We start from the raw sequence: 16,101 nt of genomic DNA on the forward strand, positions 1-16,101 counted from the left end.
TGCCCAACCGGGCCCGGCCTGGACATAATGACCGGCGTGGAGGGCGAACTCGTCGGGGGCAACCGGATCACCGGCGTCGCCGGGCGCGGTGCGATGGGCGTCGTCTACCGCGGCGAGCAGCCCGCGCTGGGCCGGCCGGTGGCCATCAAGGTGGTCAACCCCGACCTGGCCGACGACCCCGAGTTCCGCGCGCGGTTCGAGCACGAGGCGCGGGTGGCGGGGTCGCTCGACCACCCGCACATCGTCCCGGTCTACGCGGCCGGCGAGGACCGGGGGCGGCTCTACCTCACGATGCGCTACGTCGACGGCACCGACCTCGCGACCGCGCTGCGGCGGGACGGGCCGATGCCGCCGGCGCTCGCGGTCGAGGTCGTCGAGCAGGTCGGTTCGGCGCTCGACGCGGCGCACGAGCGCGGCCTGGTGCACCGCGACGTCAAGCCGGCCAACGTCATGCTCACCTGGCGCCAGGGGCGACCGCACGCCTACCTCACCGACTTCGGGATCTCCAAGGTCGTGGGCGCCGCCGGGCCGACCCGCACCGGCGCCGCGATGGGGACGCTGGACTACATGGCCCCCGAGCTGCTCGTGGGCGACCCGTACGACGGCCGCGCCGACGTCTACGCGCTCGGTGCCGTGCTCTACCAGGCGCTGACCGGCCGGGCGCCGTTCCGGCGCGAGACCGACGCGGCGCGCATCTACGCCCACCTCAACGACCCGGTGCCCGAGGACGAGCGGGTGCCGCCGGCGCTGATGTCGGTGGTGCGGCGGGCGATGGCCAAGCGACCCACCCAGCGCTACACCACCGGCGCCGAGCTCGCGGCAGCCGCCCGGGCGGCGCTCGGCGGCCAGGCGGAGAGGCGCACGTCGTCGGCGGCGGCCGCGCTGCCGTACGAACGTGTCGCCGGCGGCGCGTCCGGCACCGGCGGCCCGGGCCGGCGTGGACTGCTGCTCGGCGGTGCCGCCGGGCTGCTCGCTGCAGCCGGCGTCGGGGGTGTGCTGTGGATGCGGGAGCGGGGCGACGGGCCGACGGTGGGAGGCGGCGGATCGGCTACTCCCACGAGCGAACCCACGCTCCCGGACGACGAGCCGGCCGGCCGCGTCGATGCCCGGGTCGCGGAGCTGAAGGTCGGCCCCGAGCCCAGCGCGCTGATCCCCTTGACGACCCAGTTCTTCTGCGCGAACAACGACAACACGGTGTCGCACCTCTCGTTGTCGACGCAGCGCGTCACCAGCATCGACGTCGGGAAGAAGCCGCTGGAGCTGATGAAGGGTCGCAGCACGGTGCTGTGTCTCAACGACGACTTCTTCATGGTGCCGATCGACATCGGCACGCTGGAGACCGGCGAGCACGTGAAGTTCACGCCCGGCCGGATCACGGCTGTCGCGGCGGAGGACGACGCCGGCTGGGTCTCGACTCCTGAGGGGCTGCACCGTCTGGACCTGAACACCGGGAGGAAGACGTTGAACGTCTCGCTCGACCGGCGGTTCAGCAGCCTGAGCATCGTTCAGGGCGCCCTGTTCGGGATCGACCACGACCGCAAGGAGCTGTGCCGGTTCGACGTCACGACAGGGCAGCAGGCGGCCGCGCCGCTCCCGTTGCCCAGCGACGCCGTGGTGATCGCGTCGGTCCAGGACCAGCTGGTCGTCGCGGGCAGTTCCAGGCTCTGGAAGCTGGTGGGGACGCGTCTCGTGGAGGCGCCGCTCTTCCGGACCGTGCGCGTCTCGGCGCTGTTCCAGAGCGACGCCAGCGTCTGGGCCGGTCTGACGCAGTCGCGTGCGCTCCGCCGGCTACGGCCCGACCTCAGCGGCTTCATCGGTGCACCCGTGCCGGGGGTCACGCTCGGACCGAAGTTCCTGGCCGCCGTCGGGACGGACAACGTCGTCGTCGTCGACGACACCACGTCGAAGGCCACCGTCGTCACCGTGACCCCGCTGCGCTGAGCCGGTCTGCGAGCCGGCCGCGGTCGCCTGCGATCAGCCGCCCTGTGCCCACACCGTGCGCTCCAGGAAGTCGTTGCGCAGGCGTCCCTGCGGGTCGAGCCTGCTTGCGAGCGAACGGAACTCGACGACCCGCGGATAGGCTGCCGCGACGTCGAACCGGTCGACGTCGAACACCTTGCCCCAGTGCGGACGAGCCGCGAGCGGGGCGAGGGCCTCCTCGACCGCGCGCACCGCGGGCCGCACCAGGTCGTGGTCGGGACGCCAGGTGAAGTGCAGGCACAGGCTGTCGCGCCGGTAGCCGGGGGAGAGCCACAGGTCGTCCGCCGCCATCGTGCGGATCTCGCTGACGATCAGCGCATCCCGCAGCCGGTCGCCGACCCGGCTCACCGCCTCGAGCGCCTCGCCCGTGCGCTCGCGCGGGACGAACCACTCGCTCTGCAGCTCGGCCCCGTGGCTCGGTGGGCGTTCGATGCGGAAGTGCGGCAGCCGTTCGTGCCAGGGGCCGGAAACCCCTCTGGCCGTGAGGGACTCGGGCTCAGAGCTGATCCGGCTGTCACCGACCCACTCGCCGGCCGGGTCTAGGCCGAGCAGGGGAGTGGGGGCGTCGTCGGCGGAGCCGATCCGTCGCTTCACGACGGTCTCCGGCAGCGGGCGGCCGTCCCAGTCCGTGAAGACGCTGACGGAGTATCCGGCGCCGAGCAGCGCGTCCGGGTCGGCGAGGAACGCCGCGCGGTCGAGGCCGACATAGACGTCCTGGCGCACGTCGTACGTCGGTTCGGTCGCGAGCGTCAGACGCGTCACGACCCCCAACGCCCCGAGCGCGACCACCGCGCCCGCGAAGTCGGGGTGCTCGCCGCGGCGCAGCGTGACCTGCTCGCCCTCGGCCGTGAGCAGCTGCACCTCGCACACCGCCGACGACAAGTTGCGCAGCCGGTCGCCCGACCCGTGCGTGCCGGTCGAGACCGCGCCCGCCACGTTGATGTGCGGGAGCGACCCGGTGTTGGGCAGCGCCCGGCCGCGTCGCTGCAGGAACGGCACGACGTCGGCGTAGCGCGCGCCGCAGCCGAGCGACACCTCGCCGCTCGCCTCGTCGAACGACAGGTCCGGCGGCAGCCCGCTCAGGTCGATCAGCACCCCGTCGGTGTCGCCGATCGCGCTGAACGAGTGCCGGGTGCCCAGGATGCGGACCCGCTCGTGCGCCGCGAGCAGGGCGGGCACCTCGGCGAGCGCCGACGGGCGTACGACCTCGCCGGAGTAGGTCAGCGTGCCGGACCAGCTGCGCTCCGCCATGTCCCGAATCCTGTTCTCTCCGTGCGAGATCCGCGTTTCCTCAGGTGCATCCCTGGCTCACGGCGGCGCCGGGCGCGGTGGTGGCGCCGAGTCTAGGAGGCGCAACCATCCGCGGGGCCGGCTGTGCGACGCAACAGTTGACTGTTAACAGTCGACGGTCTTAACGTGACGAGCACCACATTCCTCCGGGCGAACAGGACCACCGCGATGAACACCTCCCGAGCCGCCGTCATCACCGGCGCCGCATCCGAGAAGGGGATCGGCCTGGCCGTCGCACGGCGCTTCGCCCGCGACGGGTGGGCGATCGTCGTGCTGGACATCGACGGTGCTGCCGCCGTCGCCGCGGCCGAGCGGATCTGCGCCGAGCACGGTGTGCCCGCGGTCGGCCTGGGCGTCGACGTCGCCGACGAGGCGAGCGTCGGCGCGGCCGAGCGCGCGGTGTCCGCCGAGGTGCAGGCCGGCCGCCTCCCGGCGGTGGGGGCCGTGGTCAACAACGCCGGCATCACCTCGCCGGTGGAGTTCCTCGACACGACGCTCGACCTGTGGCGGCGGGTGCTCGACGTCAACGCGACGGGGACCTATCTGGTCACCAAGGCGTTCCTCCCGCCGATGCTCGACCAGGGGTGGGGGCGCATCGTCAACATGTCGTCGGTGTCGGCCCAGCGCGGCGGCGGCGTGTTCGGCAAGGTCCCCTACTCCTCGGCCAAGGCCGCGGTGCTCGGCTTCACCAAGTCGCTCGCCCGCGAGCTCGGCCCCACGGGGGTCACCGTCAACGCGGTCACCCCCGGGGCGGTCGACACCGAGATCCGGGTCGGCAGCACGCCCGAGCAGGAGGCGCTCATCGCGAGCGCGATCCCCGTGGGGCGCACCGCCACCACCGACGAGGTCGCCTCGGCCATCGCCTACCTCTGCTCGGAGGAGTCGGCATATCTCACGGGCGTGACGCTCGACATCAACGGCGGAAGCCACCTCCACTGACCGCGGTCGCCCGCCGACCCCTGCCTCAGGACATCCAGATGAACACCTTGCTGCTGGCGCACCTCGCCATCACCGTGATCGGCATCGTGCTGCTGATCGTCTGGCTGCGGATCAACCCCGTGGTCTCCCTCGTCGTGGGCGCGCTCTACCTCGGCGTCGCCGGCGGGCTGGGTCTCGCCGACTCGGTCACCGCGGTCAACGAGGGCTTCGGCAACCTGATGACCGAGGTCGGCCTGATCATCGGCTTCGGAGTCATGATCGGGACCACGCTCTCGGCGACCGGCACCCTGCAACGAGTGGTCGACCGGCTCCTGGAGCTCTGCGGGCCCAAGCGCTCGCCGTACGTCCTCGGCCTGACCTCGGGGATCATCTTCCCCTCGATCTACTTCGACGTCGCGCTGGTCATCCTCGCGCCGATCGCCGGCGCGATCGCCAAGCGCACCGGGCGCAGCATCGCGACGCTGGCCGGCTCGCTGGCCATCGGCCTGGAGGTCGGTCTGCTGATCGTGGTCCCGGGCGTCGCGGCCATCGCGGTCGCCGGTCCGCTCGGCGTCGACCTCGGCACCGTGCTGCTGTGGGGCGCCCCGCTCGGGGCTCTGCTCATCGTGGTCAGCGTCTTCCTGCACGACCGGCTGATGCGTCTGGTCTTCAAGCCCGCCACCGACCTCGAGAGCGACTTCGACGACTCGATCTTCGGGACCTTCGACGGCGGGGACGGCGGTGTCGCCGCCGGTCCGGCAGGCCGCCCCGTCGGTGGCGGGGGTGCGGGCGTGCAGACGCTCGAGGCTCCCGCGGCACTCGACGCGCCGCCCGCGGTCGACGCCGGCGCGCCGGCCGGCAAGCAGCCGCCGCTCGTCGTCGCGATGCTGCCGGTCATCGTGCCGATCGTGCTCATCCTGGTGAACACGGTGGCCGACATCACCGGCCACGAGATCGCAGTGCTCGGGTTCCTCGGCAGCCCCGTGGTGGCCCTGCTGCTCGGCCTGGTCGTCGGGATCGCGCTGGCCGTGCCGGCGGTCGGGCGCTGCGGCATCGACGACCTGATCACCAAGGGCGCGCAGACGTCCGGCTCGATCCTGCTGTTCACCGGCGTCGCCGGCTCCCTCGGCCAGGTCATCACGCAGGTCGGCATCGGCGACATGATCAGCGGGGTCTTCTCCGCCAACGCCTCGATCCCGGTGCTGCTGGCCTGGGCGGTGGCCGCGGTGCTGCGGCTCGCGCAGGGGTCGGGCTCGGTCGCGGCGATCACCGCCGCGTCGCTGCTCGCGCCGGTCATGGACACCATCACCACGCCGGCGATCCTCATCCTGCTCGCGTCCGGCGCCGGTGCCGCGTTCGGCGGGCACGTCACCGACAACACCTTCTGGATCTTCAAGCAGCTCCTCGGATTCACCACCAAGGGCACGTTCAAGATCTACACGCTCGCGCAGTCGATCTTCGCCGTGGTCGGCCTCGGCGCGGTCCTGCTCCTGGACGTCGTGGTGTGACGCCACGTGCCTCCCCCCGACCACCCACCACAACCGACCCACACCCGACGAGAGGTGACCACGATGACCGAACGGACGACCCTCGCCCGACCGGCGACCGACGACGACCTGGACGCGCGCGTGCAGCACATCAAGGAAGCGGCCTTCCGCATCCGGCGCAACGCCCTGGTGCAGGCCGAGGTGCAGGGGCAGGGCTACATCGGGCAGGCGCTCGACGTGGCCGACGTGCTGGCCGTGCTCTACGCCGACCAGCTGAACCTGCGTCCCGACGACCCCGAGTGGGAGGGCCGTGACCGGTGCCTGCTCTCGATCGGGCACTACGCCCTGGCGCTGTACGCCGCGCTCGCCGAGGCCGGTGTCATCCCCGAGGCCGAGCTGCAGACGTACGCCTGCGACGACTCCCGGCTCCCGATGTCGGCGATGGCGTCGTACACCCCCGGCGTCGAGATCTCCGGCGGCTCGCTCGGCCACGGCCTGACCATCGCGAACGGCATCGCCCTGGGTCTGAAGCGCAAGGGCAACCCCGCCACGGTCTACAACATCCTGTCCGACGGCGAGCTCGGCGAAGGATCGACCTGGGAGGCCGCCGCCGTGGCGGCCCACCACGGGCTGGACAACCTGATCGCGGTCGTCGACTTCAACGACCAGCAGGCCGACGGGAAGAGCACCTCGGTGCTGAGCATGGAGCCCGTCGGCGCCAAGTTCGAGGCGTTCGGCTGGGCCGTGCGCCGGGTCGACGGGCACGACCTGGCCGGGCTGGTGCGCGCCTTCGAGGAGCTGCGTGCGCTGCCCGACGACCGACCCCGCTGCCTGATCGCCGACACCACGCTCGGCAAGGGCGTCCCCTTCCTCGAGGCGAGGGAGAAGCTGCACTTCATGCAGGTGGCGGCAGACGAATGGGCCAAGGCCCACGACCAGCTGAAGGAGACCTCGGCATGAGCAACACCGCGACCACGACACCCCCGGAGAAGCCGCTCACCTCCGACGCGATGAGCGCGTCGCTGGCCCGGGAGGACCAGCGGGTCACCGCGGCCCCGCTCGGCCACGCGCTGGTCGAGCTGGCCCAGCGTGACGAGCGAGTCGTCGGCCTGTCGGCCGACCTGGCGAAGTACACCGACCTGCACGTCTTCCGCGACGCGATGCCGGAGCGCTTCTACCAGATCGGCATGTCCGAGCAGGCGCTGCTCGGGGCCGCGGCCGGCCTCGCGATGGAGGGGTTCGTCCCGTTCGCCTCCACCTACGCGGTGTTCGCGACGCGACGGGCGTACGACTTCCTGTGCCTCGACATCGCCGAGGCCGGGCTCAACGTCAACATGGTCTGCGCGCTGCCCGGCCTGACGACAGGTTATGGCCCCTCCCACCAGGCCACCGAGGACATCGCGATCCTGCGGGCGATGCCCGGCCTCACGATCGTCGACCCGTGCGACGCGGTGGACATCGAGCAGGCGGTGCCACAGCTCGCCGCGCACGACGGACCGACGTACACCCGCATCCTGCGGGGCAAGGTGCCGCGCGTGCTGGACGAGTACGACTACACCTTCGAGCTCGGCAAGGCGAAGCTGATCCGCGACGGCGCCGACGTGCTGCTCGTCTCGACCGGGCTGATGACCGAGCGCGCCCTGGAGGCTGCCCGTGAGCTGGAGGCCGACCGCATCGACGTCGCGGTGCTGCACGTGCCGACCCTCAAGCCGCTCGACGAGGCCACGATCGTGCGCGAGCTGGCCAAGGACCGACTGGTGCTCACCTGCGAGAACCACACGACGACCGGCGGCCTGTTCGACGCGGTCGCCCACGTGCTCGTGCGCGACGGCATCGCTCGGCAGGTGACGCCGGTCGGGCTGCCCGACGCGTTCCTCGACGCCGGGGCGCTGCCGACGCTGGCCGACCGCTACGGCGTGAGCACCGCCAAGATCGGCGAGCGGGTGCGCGCGCTGCTGTCGCGCAGCGGCGGAGGCTGACTGTCGACGGTCGACCGCGGTTGCTAGGGTCGGTGACCGCGGTCGACTCGGCACGGGAGGAGAGGGCGATGGCCCAGACGGCGGCCCTGTCGGGACTCCGGAAGACCAACCTGCGCGAGCAGGCGCTGCTCGCGCTGCGGCGCGCGATCAGCACCGGCGAGCTGGCTCCCGGCACCCACCTGGTCGAGACCGACCTGTCCGAGCGGCTCGGCATCAGCCGGGGCACCCTGCGCGAGGCCATGCGCCAGCTGCAGCAGGAGGGCATCGTGTCGGCCGGTCCGCGCGGCCGGCTGTCGGTGCGCACGCTCGACGCCCAGGAGGTCATCGACCTCTTCGCGGTGCGAGCGGCGCTCGAGGCGCTCGCCGCGCAGACGCTCAGCACCGCCGACGACAATGACGCCGCGCTCGACCGGCTGCGAGAGTCGGTGCAGACCATGGCCGACCTCACCGGCGTCGACCTCGAGCAGCGCATCGAGGCCGACCTCGCCTTCCACCTCGAGCTGGTGCGGGTCACCGGCAACGCGAGCCTGCTGCACTCCTGGCAGTCGCTCGAGGGCGCCATCCGCATGTCGTTCATGTGGGCAGGCCACGACAAGGCCGCCGGCAACATGCGCGTCGACCGGCACCGGGCCATCGTCGACGCCATCGCTGACGGCGACCCCGAGGCCGCCCGCGCGTGCGTGGTCGAGCACATGCGCGAGGCCGTGGCCAACCTGGTGCAGTGAGCTCGTCCTGCTGAACGGCGCCCGTCGAAAGTCGTTCAGTGCGTGGGGAACCCGAGGTTGACCTGGCTCTCCGACGGCTCCGGCCAGCGGGTCGTCACGACCTTGCGCCGGGTGTAGAAGTTGAACGACTCGGGGCCGTAGATGTGCGTGTCGCCGAACAGCGACTTCTTCCAGCCGCCGAAGCTGAACGAGCCGATCGGCACGGGGATCGGCACGTTGACCCCGACCATCCCGACCTCGACGTCGAACTCGAACTCACGGGCCGTCTTGCCGTCGCGGGTGAAGACCGCGACGCCGTTGGCGTAGTCGTTCGCGTTGATCAGCTCGACCGCCTCGTCGTAGGTGTCGACCCGCACGACCGACAGCACCGGACCGAAGATCTCGTCGTCGTAGACCTTCATGCCGGGCTTGACGTGATCCACCAGCGAGACGCCGAGGAAGAACCCGTCGCCGTCGAACTCGCGCTCGCGCCCGTCGACGACCACGGTGGCTCCCTCGTCCGCGGCGCCACCGACGTACGAACCGACCCGCTGCTGCGCCTCGCGCGTGATGAGCGGGCCCATCTCCGACGCGGGGTCGGTGCCGTCACCGATGGTGAGCTTGTCCATGCGCTGCCTGATGCGCTCGACCACGTCGTCGGCGACGTCGCCGACGGCCACGAGCACCGAGATGGCCATGCAGCGCTCGCCGGCGCTGCCGTACGCCGCGGACACCGCGGCGTCGGCGGCCATGTCGAGGTCGGCGTCAGGCATCACGACCATGTGGTTCTTCGCCCCGCCCAGCGCCTGAACTCGCTTGCCGTTGCTGGCTGCTCGCTCGTAGATCGACGCGGCGATGGGGGTGGAGCCGACGAACGAGACCGCCTGGATGTCGGGGTGGTCGAGGATCGCGTCGACCGTCTCCTTGTCGCCGTTGACGACGTTGAGCACGCCTGGCGGCAGGCCCGCCTCGGTGAACAGCTCGGCCAGCCAGACGGCGGCCGAGGGGTCGCGCTCGGACGGCTTGAGGATGACCGTGTTGCCCGCGGCGATCGCCGTCGAGATCATCCACAGCGGCACCATCGCGGGGAAGTTGAACGGGGTGATGCACGCGACGACACCGAGCGGCTGGCGCACCTGGTGCACGTCGACACCGGTCGCGACCTGCTCGGAGAACTCGCCCTTGAGCTGGTGCATCAGGCCGGCGCAGAACTCCACGTTCTCCAGCCCCCGCGCGACCTCGCCCGCCGCGTCGCTCACGACCTTGCCGTGCTCGCTGGTGATGATCCGCGCGAGCTCGTCGGTGCGCTCCTTGAGCAGGTGACGCATGCGGAACATCACGTCCGCCCGCTTCGCGAGCGGGACCGCCCGCCACCCGCCGTACGCCTGTGCGGCCGCGCCGACGGCGGCATCCACGTCGGCGGCGCTCGCCAGCGCGACCTGCGAGGCGACCTGACCGGTGGCGGGGTTGTAGACCGGGCCGGTGCGCTCGCCGCCGGCGACCTTGGCCCCGTCGACGTAGTGACCGATCGTGCTGCTCATGCCTGCTCCTCGGGTCGGGCCGGCAGTCCGGGTGCCTCGGGGTCGATCTGCCGGATGATGATCGTGCAGTCCTTGTCGCCCTCGCCCTCCTCGAGCGCGCGGCGCAGCTGACCGGCCACCAGCTCGGCGGCCGGAAGCGAGAGCCCGACCGACGCGGCGCCCGCGAGCGCGAGCCCGGCGTCCTTGGCGGCCAGGTCGGCGCTGAACGTCGCGGCGAAACCGTTGTTCGATCCGGCGGTGTCGGTGATGCCGGGCACGGGGTACCACGTGCGCATCGCCCACGACTCGCCGGAGGACACGCGCGCGATGTCGTGGAAGACCTTCGCGTCGAGCCCCAGCCTGCGCGCTAGGACCGCGCCCTCCTGGGCGGCCATCATGCTGATGAACAGCATCATGTTGTTGCAGATCTTCGCGGCCTCGCCCGTGGTCGGGCCGCCGGTCGGGATCACGTTGCCGGCCATCGGCTCCAGCAGCGGCGTGGCCGCGGCGACGGCGTCGGGCTGGCCGCCGACCATGAAGGTCAGCGTGCCGGCCTGGGCGCCGCTCATCCCGCCCGAGACGGGTGCGTCGACGAAGGGCAGCCCCTTGGCAGCCGCCGCCTCGTGCAGCCGCGCGCTGGTCTCGACGTCGATGGTCGAGGAGTCGATCAGCAGGGTGCCCGGCGCGACCAGGTCGATGACCCCGGGGGCGCCCTCCGTGCCGAGATAGGCCGCCGCGGCGTGCTCGCCCTTGGGCAGCATCGTCACGACCGCCTCGGCGCCCTCGACGGCCTCGGCGGGGGAGCTCGCGGGCGTGACGCCCAGCTGCGCGGCGGCCTCGACCGCGGCGGGGGACAGGTCGAAGCCTCGGACCTGGTGGCCGGCCCGCACGAGGTTGGCGGACATCGGTCCGCCCATGTTCCCCAGGCCGATGAAGGCGATGTTCGCCATGCGCGTCTCCTTCGTCGCGTCGGTGCCCCCGACCGTACGACCGGAGCGGGTGCTGATCAATGCAGACGGACGCGCCGATATCGCACTCCCGCTGTGCGTTCGTGCACACTCGTGGCGTGCCCGCGAACCCCGACGACCTGCTCGTCCTGCTGACCGTCGCCCGGCTCGGCCGGTTCACGGCCGCCGCCGACGTGCTCGGGGTCAACCACACCACGATCTCGCGGCGAATCGCGTTGCTGGAGAAGGCGATCGGCGGTCGCGTGCTCGTGCAGACGCCGGGCGGCTGGGAGCTGACCGACCTGGGGCGCGACCTGCTCGGACCGGCCGAGGCCATCGAGCGCGCGGTCGCCGAGGTGGGGGAGCGGGCGACCGGGCGCGGCCAGCTGCAGGGCGCGGTGCGCGTCGCCTCGCCCGACGGCTACGCCATCCACTGGCTCGTGCCCGCGGTCACCCGGCTGCAGCGCGACCACCCGCAGCTGGACCTGGAGCTGATCACCGCGACGCAGCGGGCCCGCGAGGCGCGGTCGGGCGTCGACCTGGAGGTCGTGGTCGGCCGGCCTGCCGTGCGTCGCTCTGCCGCCGAGCACCTGCGCGACTACCGGTTGCAGCTCTACGCGACGAAGACGTACCTCGATCGGGCGGGCACGCCCACTGCGCTGGCCGACCTCGGCGAGCACACGCTCGTCTACTACATCGAGTCCGCGCTGCAGGTCGACGACCTCGACGAGGCCTCCCGGCGATTGCCCGCGCCGCGCTCGTCGCTGCGCTCGACGTCCGTGTTCGCCCACGTCGCAGCGGTGCTCGCCGACGGCGGCATCGGGCTGTTGCCCGACTTCCTCGCCGAGGAGGAGCCGAGCCTGCTGCGGGTGCTGCCGGACTACTCCTACGAGACGGGCTACTGGGCGGTGGTGCGGCGCGAGTCACGCCGCAACCCGGCCGTGCGTGCGGTGCTGGCTGCGCTGCTCGAGTGATCCCGGCTGGTCCTAGGCTCCCGGCCGGCTCGACCCGTCGGCGCGGTCGCGGGCGGTGCGGCGCTCGGCGGTCTCGCGCTTGGTCTCGTTGACCGCCGCCTCGTAGGACGCGACCAGCGCCGCGATCGTCAGCGGCTTGAACCGCTCGACCATCGTGCGCAGCTGCTCGGGCGGCAGCCCCGACTCCTTGTACGCCGGCCACACCCGGGTGCGGAACAGCTCGGTGAGCTCGTCGGCGATGGCGCGGCCGTGCGCGGTGAAGATCTCGTGGGCGGCGACGGCGGCGTCGGCCGGCAGCCCCAGGTCGAGGATCGACACCCCGATCGACAGGTGCGCGCCCGCGACCTGGAAGCGGCCGGCGCCAGCAGGTTCGACGATGCCGAGCGTGCGCAGCGTCGCCAGGTCGCTCTTGCCGAGCCGCCGCCCGGCACGCTCGTCGAGCTCGCTGCGGCTGAGCGTCTCGGGCAGGTCGGACATCCACGGCGCGAGCAGCGTGCGGTGCAGCGCGATCGTCTCGGGCGCGGCATCGGCCGGGATGCGGGCAAGGTAGCTCTCGATCGCGGCGAGGGTGAACCCGTGCGCCTGCAGCTCGCGCACCAGCTCCAGCCGGGCGAGGTGGTCGACGGTGTAGTAGGCCGAGCGGCCCCGCCGGATCGGCGCGGGCAGCATGCCGCGCCCGGTGTAGAACCGCACGGTGCGCACCGGCACACCGGAGCGCGTCACCAGCTCCTCGAGCGTCATCTCCGGCTCCGCCACAGCCCACACCTCCTCGTTCGGGGCCGACCCGACCCTATGCGTACGTCCACTTCTTGGACCGAAGCATAGTGACAGTGACACTGTCAGTGTTAACGTCGTCACATGGCTGAGACTCCCCAGGCGTACGTCTACGACGCGATCCGTACGCCGCGTGGCCGCGGCAAGCAGACGGGTTCGTTGCACGAGGTGAAGCCCATCGACCTCGTCACCGGTCTGCTGCGCGAGCTGCAGACGCGCAATCCCTCGCTCGACCCCGAGCGCATCGACGACGTCGTGCTCGGTGTCGTCACCCCCATCGGCGACCAGGGCTCGGACATCGCCAAGACCGCGGCGCTCGCGGCCGGGCTGCCCGAGACGGTCGCCGGTGTGCAGCTCAACCGGTTCTGCGCCTCCGGCCTCGAGGCGGTGAACCAGGCTGCGGGGCGGGTGCGTTCGGGCTTCGAGGACCTCATCGTGGCCGGCGGCGTCGAGTCGATGTCGCGCGTGCCGATGGGCTCCGACGGCGGTGCCTGGGCGATGGACCCGGCCACCGCGCTCGACCTCGGCTTCGTGCCCCAGGGCATCGGCGCCGACCTCATCGCCACGCTCGACGGATACTCCCGCGCCGACGTCGACGCCTTCGCCGCCGAGTCGCACCGGCGAGCGGCCGCCGCGCAGCAGCAGGGGCACTTCAAGGGCTCGGTGATCCCGGTCGTCGACCGCAACGGGCTCACCGTCCTCGACCAGGACGAGTTCATCCGTCCCGACACGACGGTCGACTCGCTCGCGGGGCTGAAGCCGTCGTTCAAGGACATCGGCGACATGGGCGGCTTCGACTCGGTGGCGCTGGAGAAGTACCACTCGGTCGACGAGATCGACCACGTGCATCACGCCGGCAACTCCTCCGGAATCGTCGACGGCGCGGCCGTGACCCTCGTCGGCACCCCGCAGGTCGGTGAGGAGCTGGGCCTGCGTCCGCGGGCGCGGGTCGTGTCGACCGCCGTGAGCGGCTCCGACCCGACGATCATGCTGACCGGGCCGGTGCCGGCCGTGCGCAAGGCGCTGGCGAAGGCGGGCATGTCGCCGAGCGACATCGACCTGTGGGAGGTCAACGAGGCGTTCGCGGCGGTGGTCATGCGCGTCATGCGCGACCTGCAGATCCCGCACGACAAGGTCAACGTCAACGGCGGCTCGATCGCGATGGGGCACCCGCTGGGCGCGACCGGGGCGATGCTGCTCGGCACCCTCGTCGACGAGCTCGAGCGGCGCGACCTCGAGCGCGGCGCCATCACCCTCTGCGTCGGCGGCGGCATGGGCATCGCCACCGTCATCGAGCGCGTCTGACCTCTGAACTTCCATAGACCACAAGGGATTTCAATGACCACCAGCACCGACCAGGCCAGCGCGGTCCGTTACGACAAGGACGCCGACGGCATCGTCACGCTCACCCTCGACGACCCCGAGGCGAGCGCCAACACCATGAACGAGCGCTACTCCGCCGCGATGGGCGAGGCGCTCGACCGGCTCGAGCGCGAGGTCGCGGACGGCGACGTCAAGGGCGTGGTCGTCACCAGCGCGAAGAAGACCTTCTTCGCCGGCGGCGACCTGCACGCGCTGCAGCAGGTGCAGCCCGAGGACGCCGGCCGCTTCTTCGCCGAGGTCGAGGGCATCAAGGGCCAGCTGCGCCGGCTCGAGCAGATCGGGCGGCCGGTCGTGGCCGCGATCAACGGCACCGCCCTCGGTGGCGGGCTCGAGATTGCGCTGGCCTGCCACCACCGCATCGCGGTCGACGACCGCGGCACCAAGATCGGCTTCCCCGAGGTCACGCTGGGCCTGCTGCCGGGCGGCGGCGGGGTGACCCGGTCGGTGCGCATGCTCGGGCTGCAGGACGCCCTCATGAACTGGCTGCTGCAGGGCCAGCAGCGCGCGCCCCAGGAGGCCAAGGACAAGGGTCTGGTCGACGAGGTCGTCGCCTCCCAGGACGAGCTGCTCCCGGCCGCCCGCGCCTGGGTGCTCGCCCACGCGGACGACGACGAGGTCGGGCAGCCCTGGGACCGCAAGGGCTACAAGCTGCCCGGCGGCACGCCCAGCAACCCCAAGCTCGCCGCGTTCCTGCCGGCCTTCCCGGCCAACCTGCGCAAGCAGCTCAAGGGTGCCGCCTACCCCGCGCCGCGGGCGATCCTGTCGGCCGCCGTCGAGGGCGCCCAGGTCGACGTCGACACCGCGAGCCGCATCGAGTCGCGCTGGTTCACCTCGCTCGCCACCGGGCCGACGGCCAAGAGCATGATCCAGGCGTTCTTCTTCGACCTGCAGGAGATCTCCTCCGGTGCGCTGCGCCCGGACGGCATCGACAAGACCACGGTCGACAGGGTCGGGGTGCTCGGCGCCGGGATGATGGGTGCCGGCATCGCGTACGCCTGCGCCACCCGCGGCATCGACGTCGTGCTGAAGGACGTCAGCGCCGAGGCCGCCGAGAAGGGCAAGTCCTACACCGCCAAGCTGCTCGACAAGAAGGTCGAGAAGGGGCGGATGACCGCCGAGGCGCGCGAGGAGATCCTCGGTCGCATCACGCCGACCACCGACGCGGCCGACCTGGCCGGCTGCGACGCGGTGATCGAGGCCGTCTTCGAGGACGCCGGGCTCAAGGCCAAGGTGTTCGCCGAGGCCGAGGAGCAGCTGCCCGACACGGCCCTGCTGTGCTCCAACACCTCGACCCTGCCGATCACCGAGCTCGCCGAGAACGTCTCTCGGCCAAGGGATTTCATCGGCCTGCACTTCTTCTCGCCGGTCGACAAGATGAAGCTCGTCGAGATCATCAAGGGCAAGGAGACCTCCGACGAGGCGCTGGCCCGCGCGATTGACGTCGTGCAGCAGATCGGCAAGATCCCGATCGTCGTCAACGACAGCCGGGGGTTCTACACCAGCCGGGTGTTCGGCACGCTGATCACCGAGGGCGTCGCGCTGGTCGAGGAGGGCGTCGACCCGGCGACGATCGAGCGCGCCGCGACCATGGCCGGCTTCCCCGCGCCGCCGCTCGCGATGCTCGACGAGGTCTCGCTGACGCTGACCCAGCACATCCGCGGGGAGGCCGAGAAGGCCGCGGCCGCCGCGGGGCAGCAGCTGCCCGAGCAGCCGGGCAGCGCCGTGGTCGACCGGATGGTCGGCGAGTTCGGCCGCAAGGGCCGGGCCGCGGGCGCCGGGTTCTACGACTACCCCGACGACGGCCCCAAGGTCTTCTGGCCGGGCGTGCGCGAGCACTTCACCAAGGCCGACGTCGACATCCCGCTGCGCGACATCCAGGACCGCTACCTGTTCGCGATGGCGCTCGAGACCGCCAAGACGTTCGAGGAAGGCGTCATCGAGTCGGCCGCCGCCGCCAACATCGGGTCGATCTTCGGCATCGGCTTCCCGCCGCTCACCGGCGGCGCCGTCCAGTTCATGCAGGGATATCCCGGCGGTCTGGCGGGGTTCGTGACGCGTGCGCGCGAGCTGGCGAAGGCGTACGGCCCGCGGTTCGAGCCCTCGGAGTGGCTGGTCGCCAAGGCCGAGTCCGGCGAACGGTTCTGA

13 protein-coding genes are annotated in these 16,101 nt (G+C 71.8%); 9 read left to right on the plus strand and 4 right to left on the minus strand.

Translation table 11 applies throughout. The features are described 5' to 3' along the window. Positions 1 to 36: 36 nt before the first annotated feature. Positions 37 to 1,941, plus strand: a complete 1,905-nt coding sequence (locus tag FB554_RS01220) for a serine/threonine-protein kinase (protein WP_170206742.1) — start codon at positions 37 to 39, stop codon at positions 1,939 to 1,941. 33 nt (positions 1,942 to 1,974) lie between these two features. On the opposite strand, the gene FB554_RS01225 is transcribed toward FB554_RS01220, so the two are convergent. Then, on the minus strand, positions 1,975 to 3,231 hold the full coding sequence (locus FB554_RS01225; protein WP_142004265.1) for an FAD-binding protein: 1,257 nt from the start codon (positions 3,229 to 3,231) through the stop codon (positions 1,975 to 1,977). A 207-nt stretch (positions 3,232 to 3,438) separates the two neighbouring features. Here FB554_RS01225 and FB554_RS01230 point away from each other — a divergent pair, with 207 nt between their 5' ends. The 5 genes from FB554_RS01230 to FB554_RS01250 all read left to right on the plus strand — a co-directional run bounded on the left by FB554_RS01230 (position 3,439) and on the right by FB554_RS01250 (position 8,379). Further along, a complete protein-coding gene (locus FB554_RS01230) occupies positions 3,439 to 4,209 on the plus strand; it encodes an SDR family NAD(P)-dependent oxidoreductase (protein WP_142004266.1) in 771 nt (256 codons plus the stop codon). Between the two features lie 38 nt (positions 4,210 to 4,247). Then, positions 4,248 to 5,696, plus strand: coding sequence for a GntP family permease (locus FB554_RS01235; protein WP_142004267.1), 1,449 nt, complete (start codon positions 4,248 to 4,250; stop codon positions 5,694 to 5,696). A gap of 63 nt (positions 5,697 to 5,759) precedes the next feature. Continuing rightward, positions 5,760 to 6,635 (plus strand): transketolase, encoded by an 876-nt coding sequence (locus tag FB554_RS01240; protein ID WP_142004268.1) that lies wholly within the window; start codon positions 5,760 to 5,762, stop codon positions 6,633 to 6,635. Next, positions 6,632 to 7,654, plus strand: a complete 1,023-nt coding sequence (locus FB554_RS01245) for a transketolase family protein (RefSeq protein ID WP_142004269.1) — start codon at positions 6,632 to 6,634, stop codon at positions 7,652 to 7,654. The genes FB554_RS01240 and FB554_RS01245 overlap by 4 nt, the downstream gene beginning before the upstream one ends. A gap of 68 nt (positions 7,655 to 7,722) precedes the next feature. Continuing rightward, positions 7,723 to 8,379, plus strand: coding sequence for a GntR family transcriptional regulator (locus FB554_RS01250; RefSeq protein ID WP_142004270.1), 657 nt, complete (start codon positions 7,723 to 7,725; stop codon positions 8,377 to 8,379). 35 nt (positions 8,380 to 8,414) lie between these two features. Here FB554_RS01250 and FB554_RS01255 read toward each other — a convergent pair whose 3' ends face one another. Both FB554_RS01255 and mmsB read right to left on the minus strand, forming a co-directional pair. Beyond that, positions 8,415 to 9,899, minus strand: coding sequence for a CoA-acylating methylmalonate-semialdehyde dehydrogenase (locus FB554_RS01255; RefSeq protein ID WP_142004271.1), 1,485 nt, complete (start codon positions 9,897 to 9,899; stop codon positions 8,415 to 8,417). Next, positions 9,896 to 10,828 carry a 3-hydroxyisobutyrate dehydrogenase gene (mmsB, locus tag FB554_RS01260; protein ID WP_142004272.1) on the minus strand — a complete coding sequence of 311 codons (933 nt, stop codon included), beginning with the start codon at positions 10,826 to 10,828 and terminating at the stop codon, positions 9,896 to 9,898. The genes FB554_RS01255 and mmsB overlap by 4 nt, the downstream gene beginning before the upstream one ends. Before the next feature lie 116 nt (positions 10,829 to 10,944). Here mmsB and FB554_RS01265 point away from each other — a divergent pair, with 116 nt between their 5' ends. Then, a complete protein-coding gene (locus tag FB554_RS01265; RefSeq protein ID WP_236022210.1) occupies positions 10,945 to 11,799 on the plus strand; it encodes a LysR family transcriptional regulator in 855 nt (284 codons plus the stop codon). Between the two features lie 12 nt (positions 11,800 to 11,811). Here the strand turns inward: FB554_RS01265 and FB554_RS01270 are convergent, their stop codons facing one another. Continuing rightward, positions 11,812 to 12,555, minus strand: a complete 744-nt coding sequence (locus FB554_RS01270) for a MerR family transcriptional regulator (protein ID WP_211344510.1) — start codon at positions 12,553 to 12,555, stop codon at positions 11,812 to 11,814. 102 nt (positions 12,556 to 12,657) lie between these two features. Here FB554_RS01270 and FB554_RS01275 point away from each other — a divergent pair, with 102 nt between their 5' ends. Both FB554_RS01275 and FB554_RS01280 read left to right on the plus strand, forming a co-directional pair. Continuing rightward, positions 12,658 to 13,878, plus strand: a complete 1,221-nt coding sequence (locus FB554_RS01275) for an acetyl-CoA C-acetyltransferase (protein ID WP_142004274.1) — start codon at positions 12,658 to 12,660, stop codon at positions 13,876 to 13,878. A gap of 33 nt (positions 13,879 to 13,911) precedes the next feature. Continuing rightward, complete coding sequence (locus FB554_RS01280) at positions 13,912 to 16,101, plus strand: 3-hydroxyacyl-CoA dehydrogenase NAD-binding domain-containing protein (RefSeq protein WP_142004275.1); 2,190 nt, start codon at positions 13,912 to 13,914, stop codon at positions 16,099 to 16,101.

Source organism: Barrientosiimonas humi, assembly GCF_006716095.1.
Classification (GTDB): Bacteria; Actinomycetota; Actinomycetes; order Actinomycetales; family Dermatophilaceae; genus Barrientosiimonas; species Barrientosiimonas humi.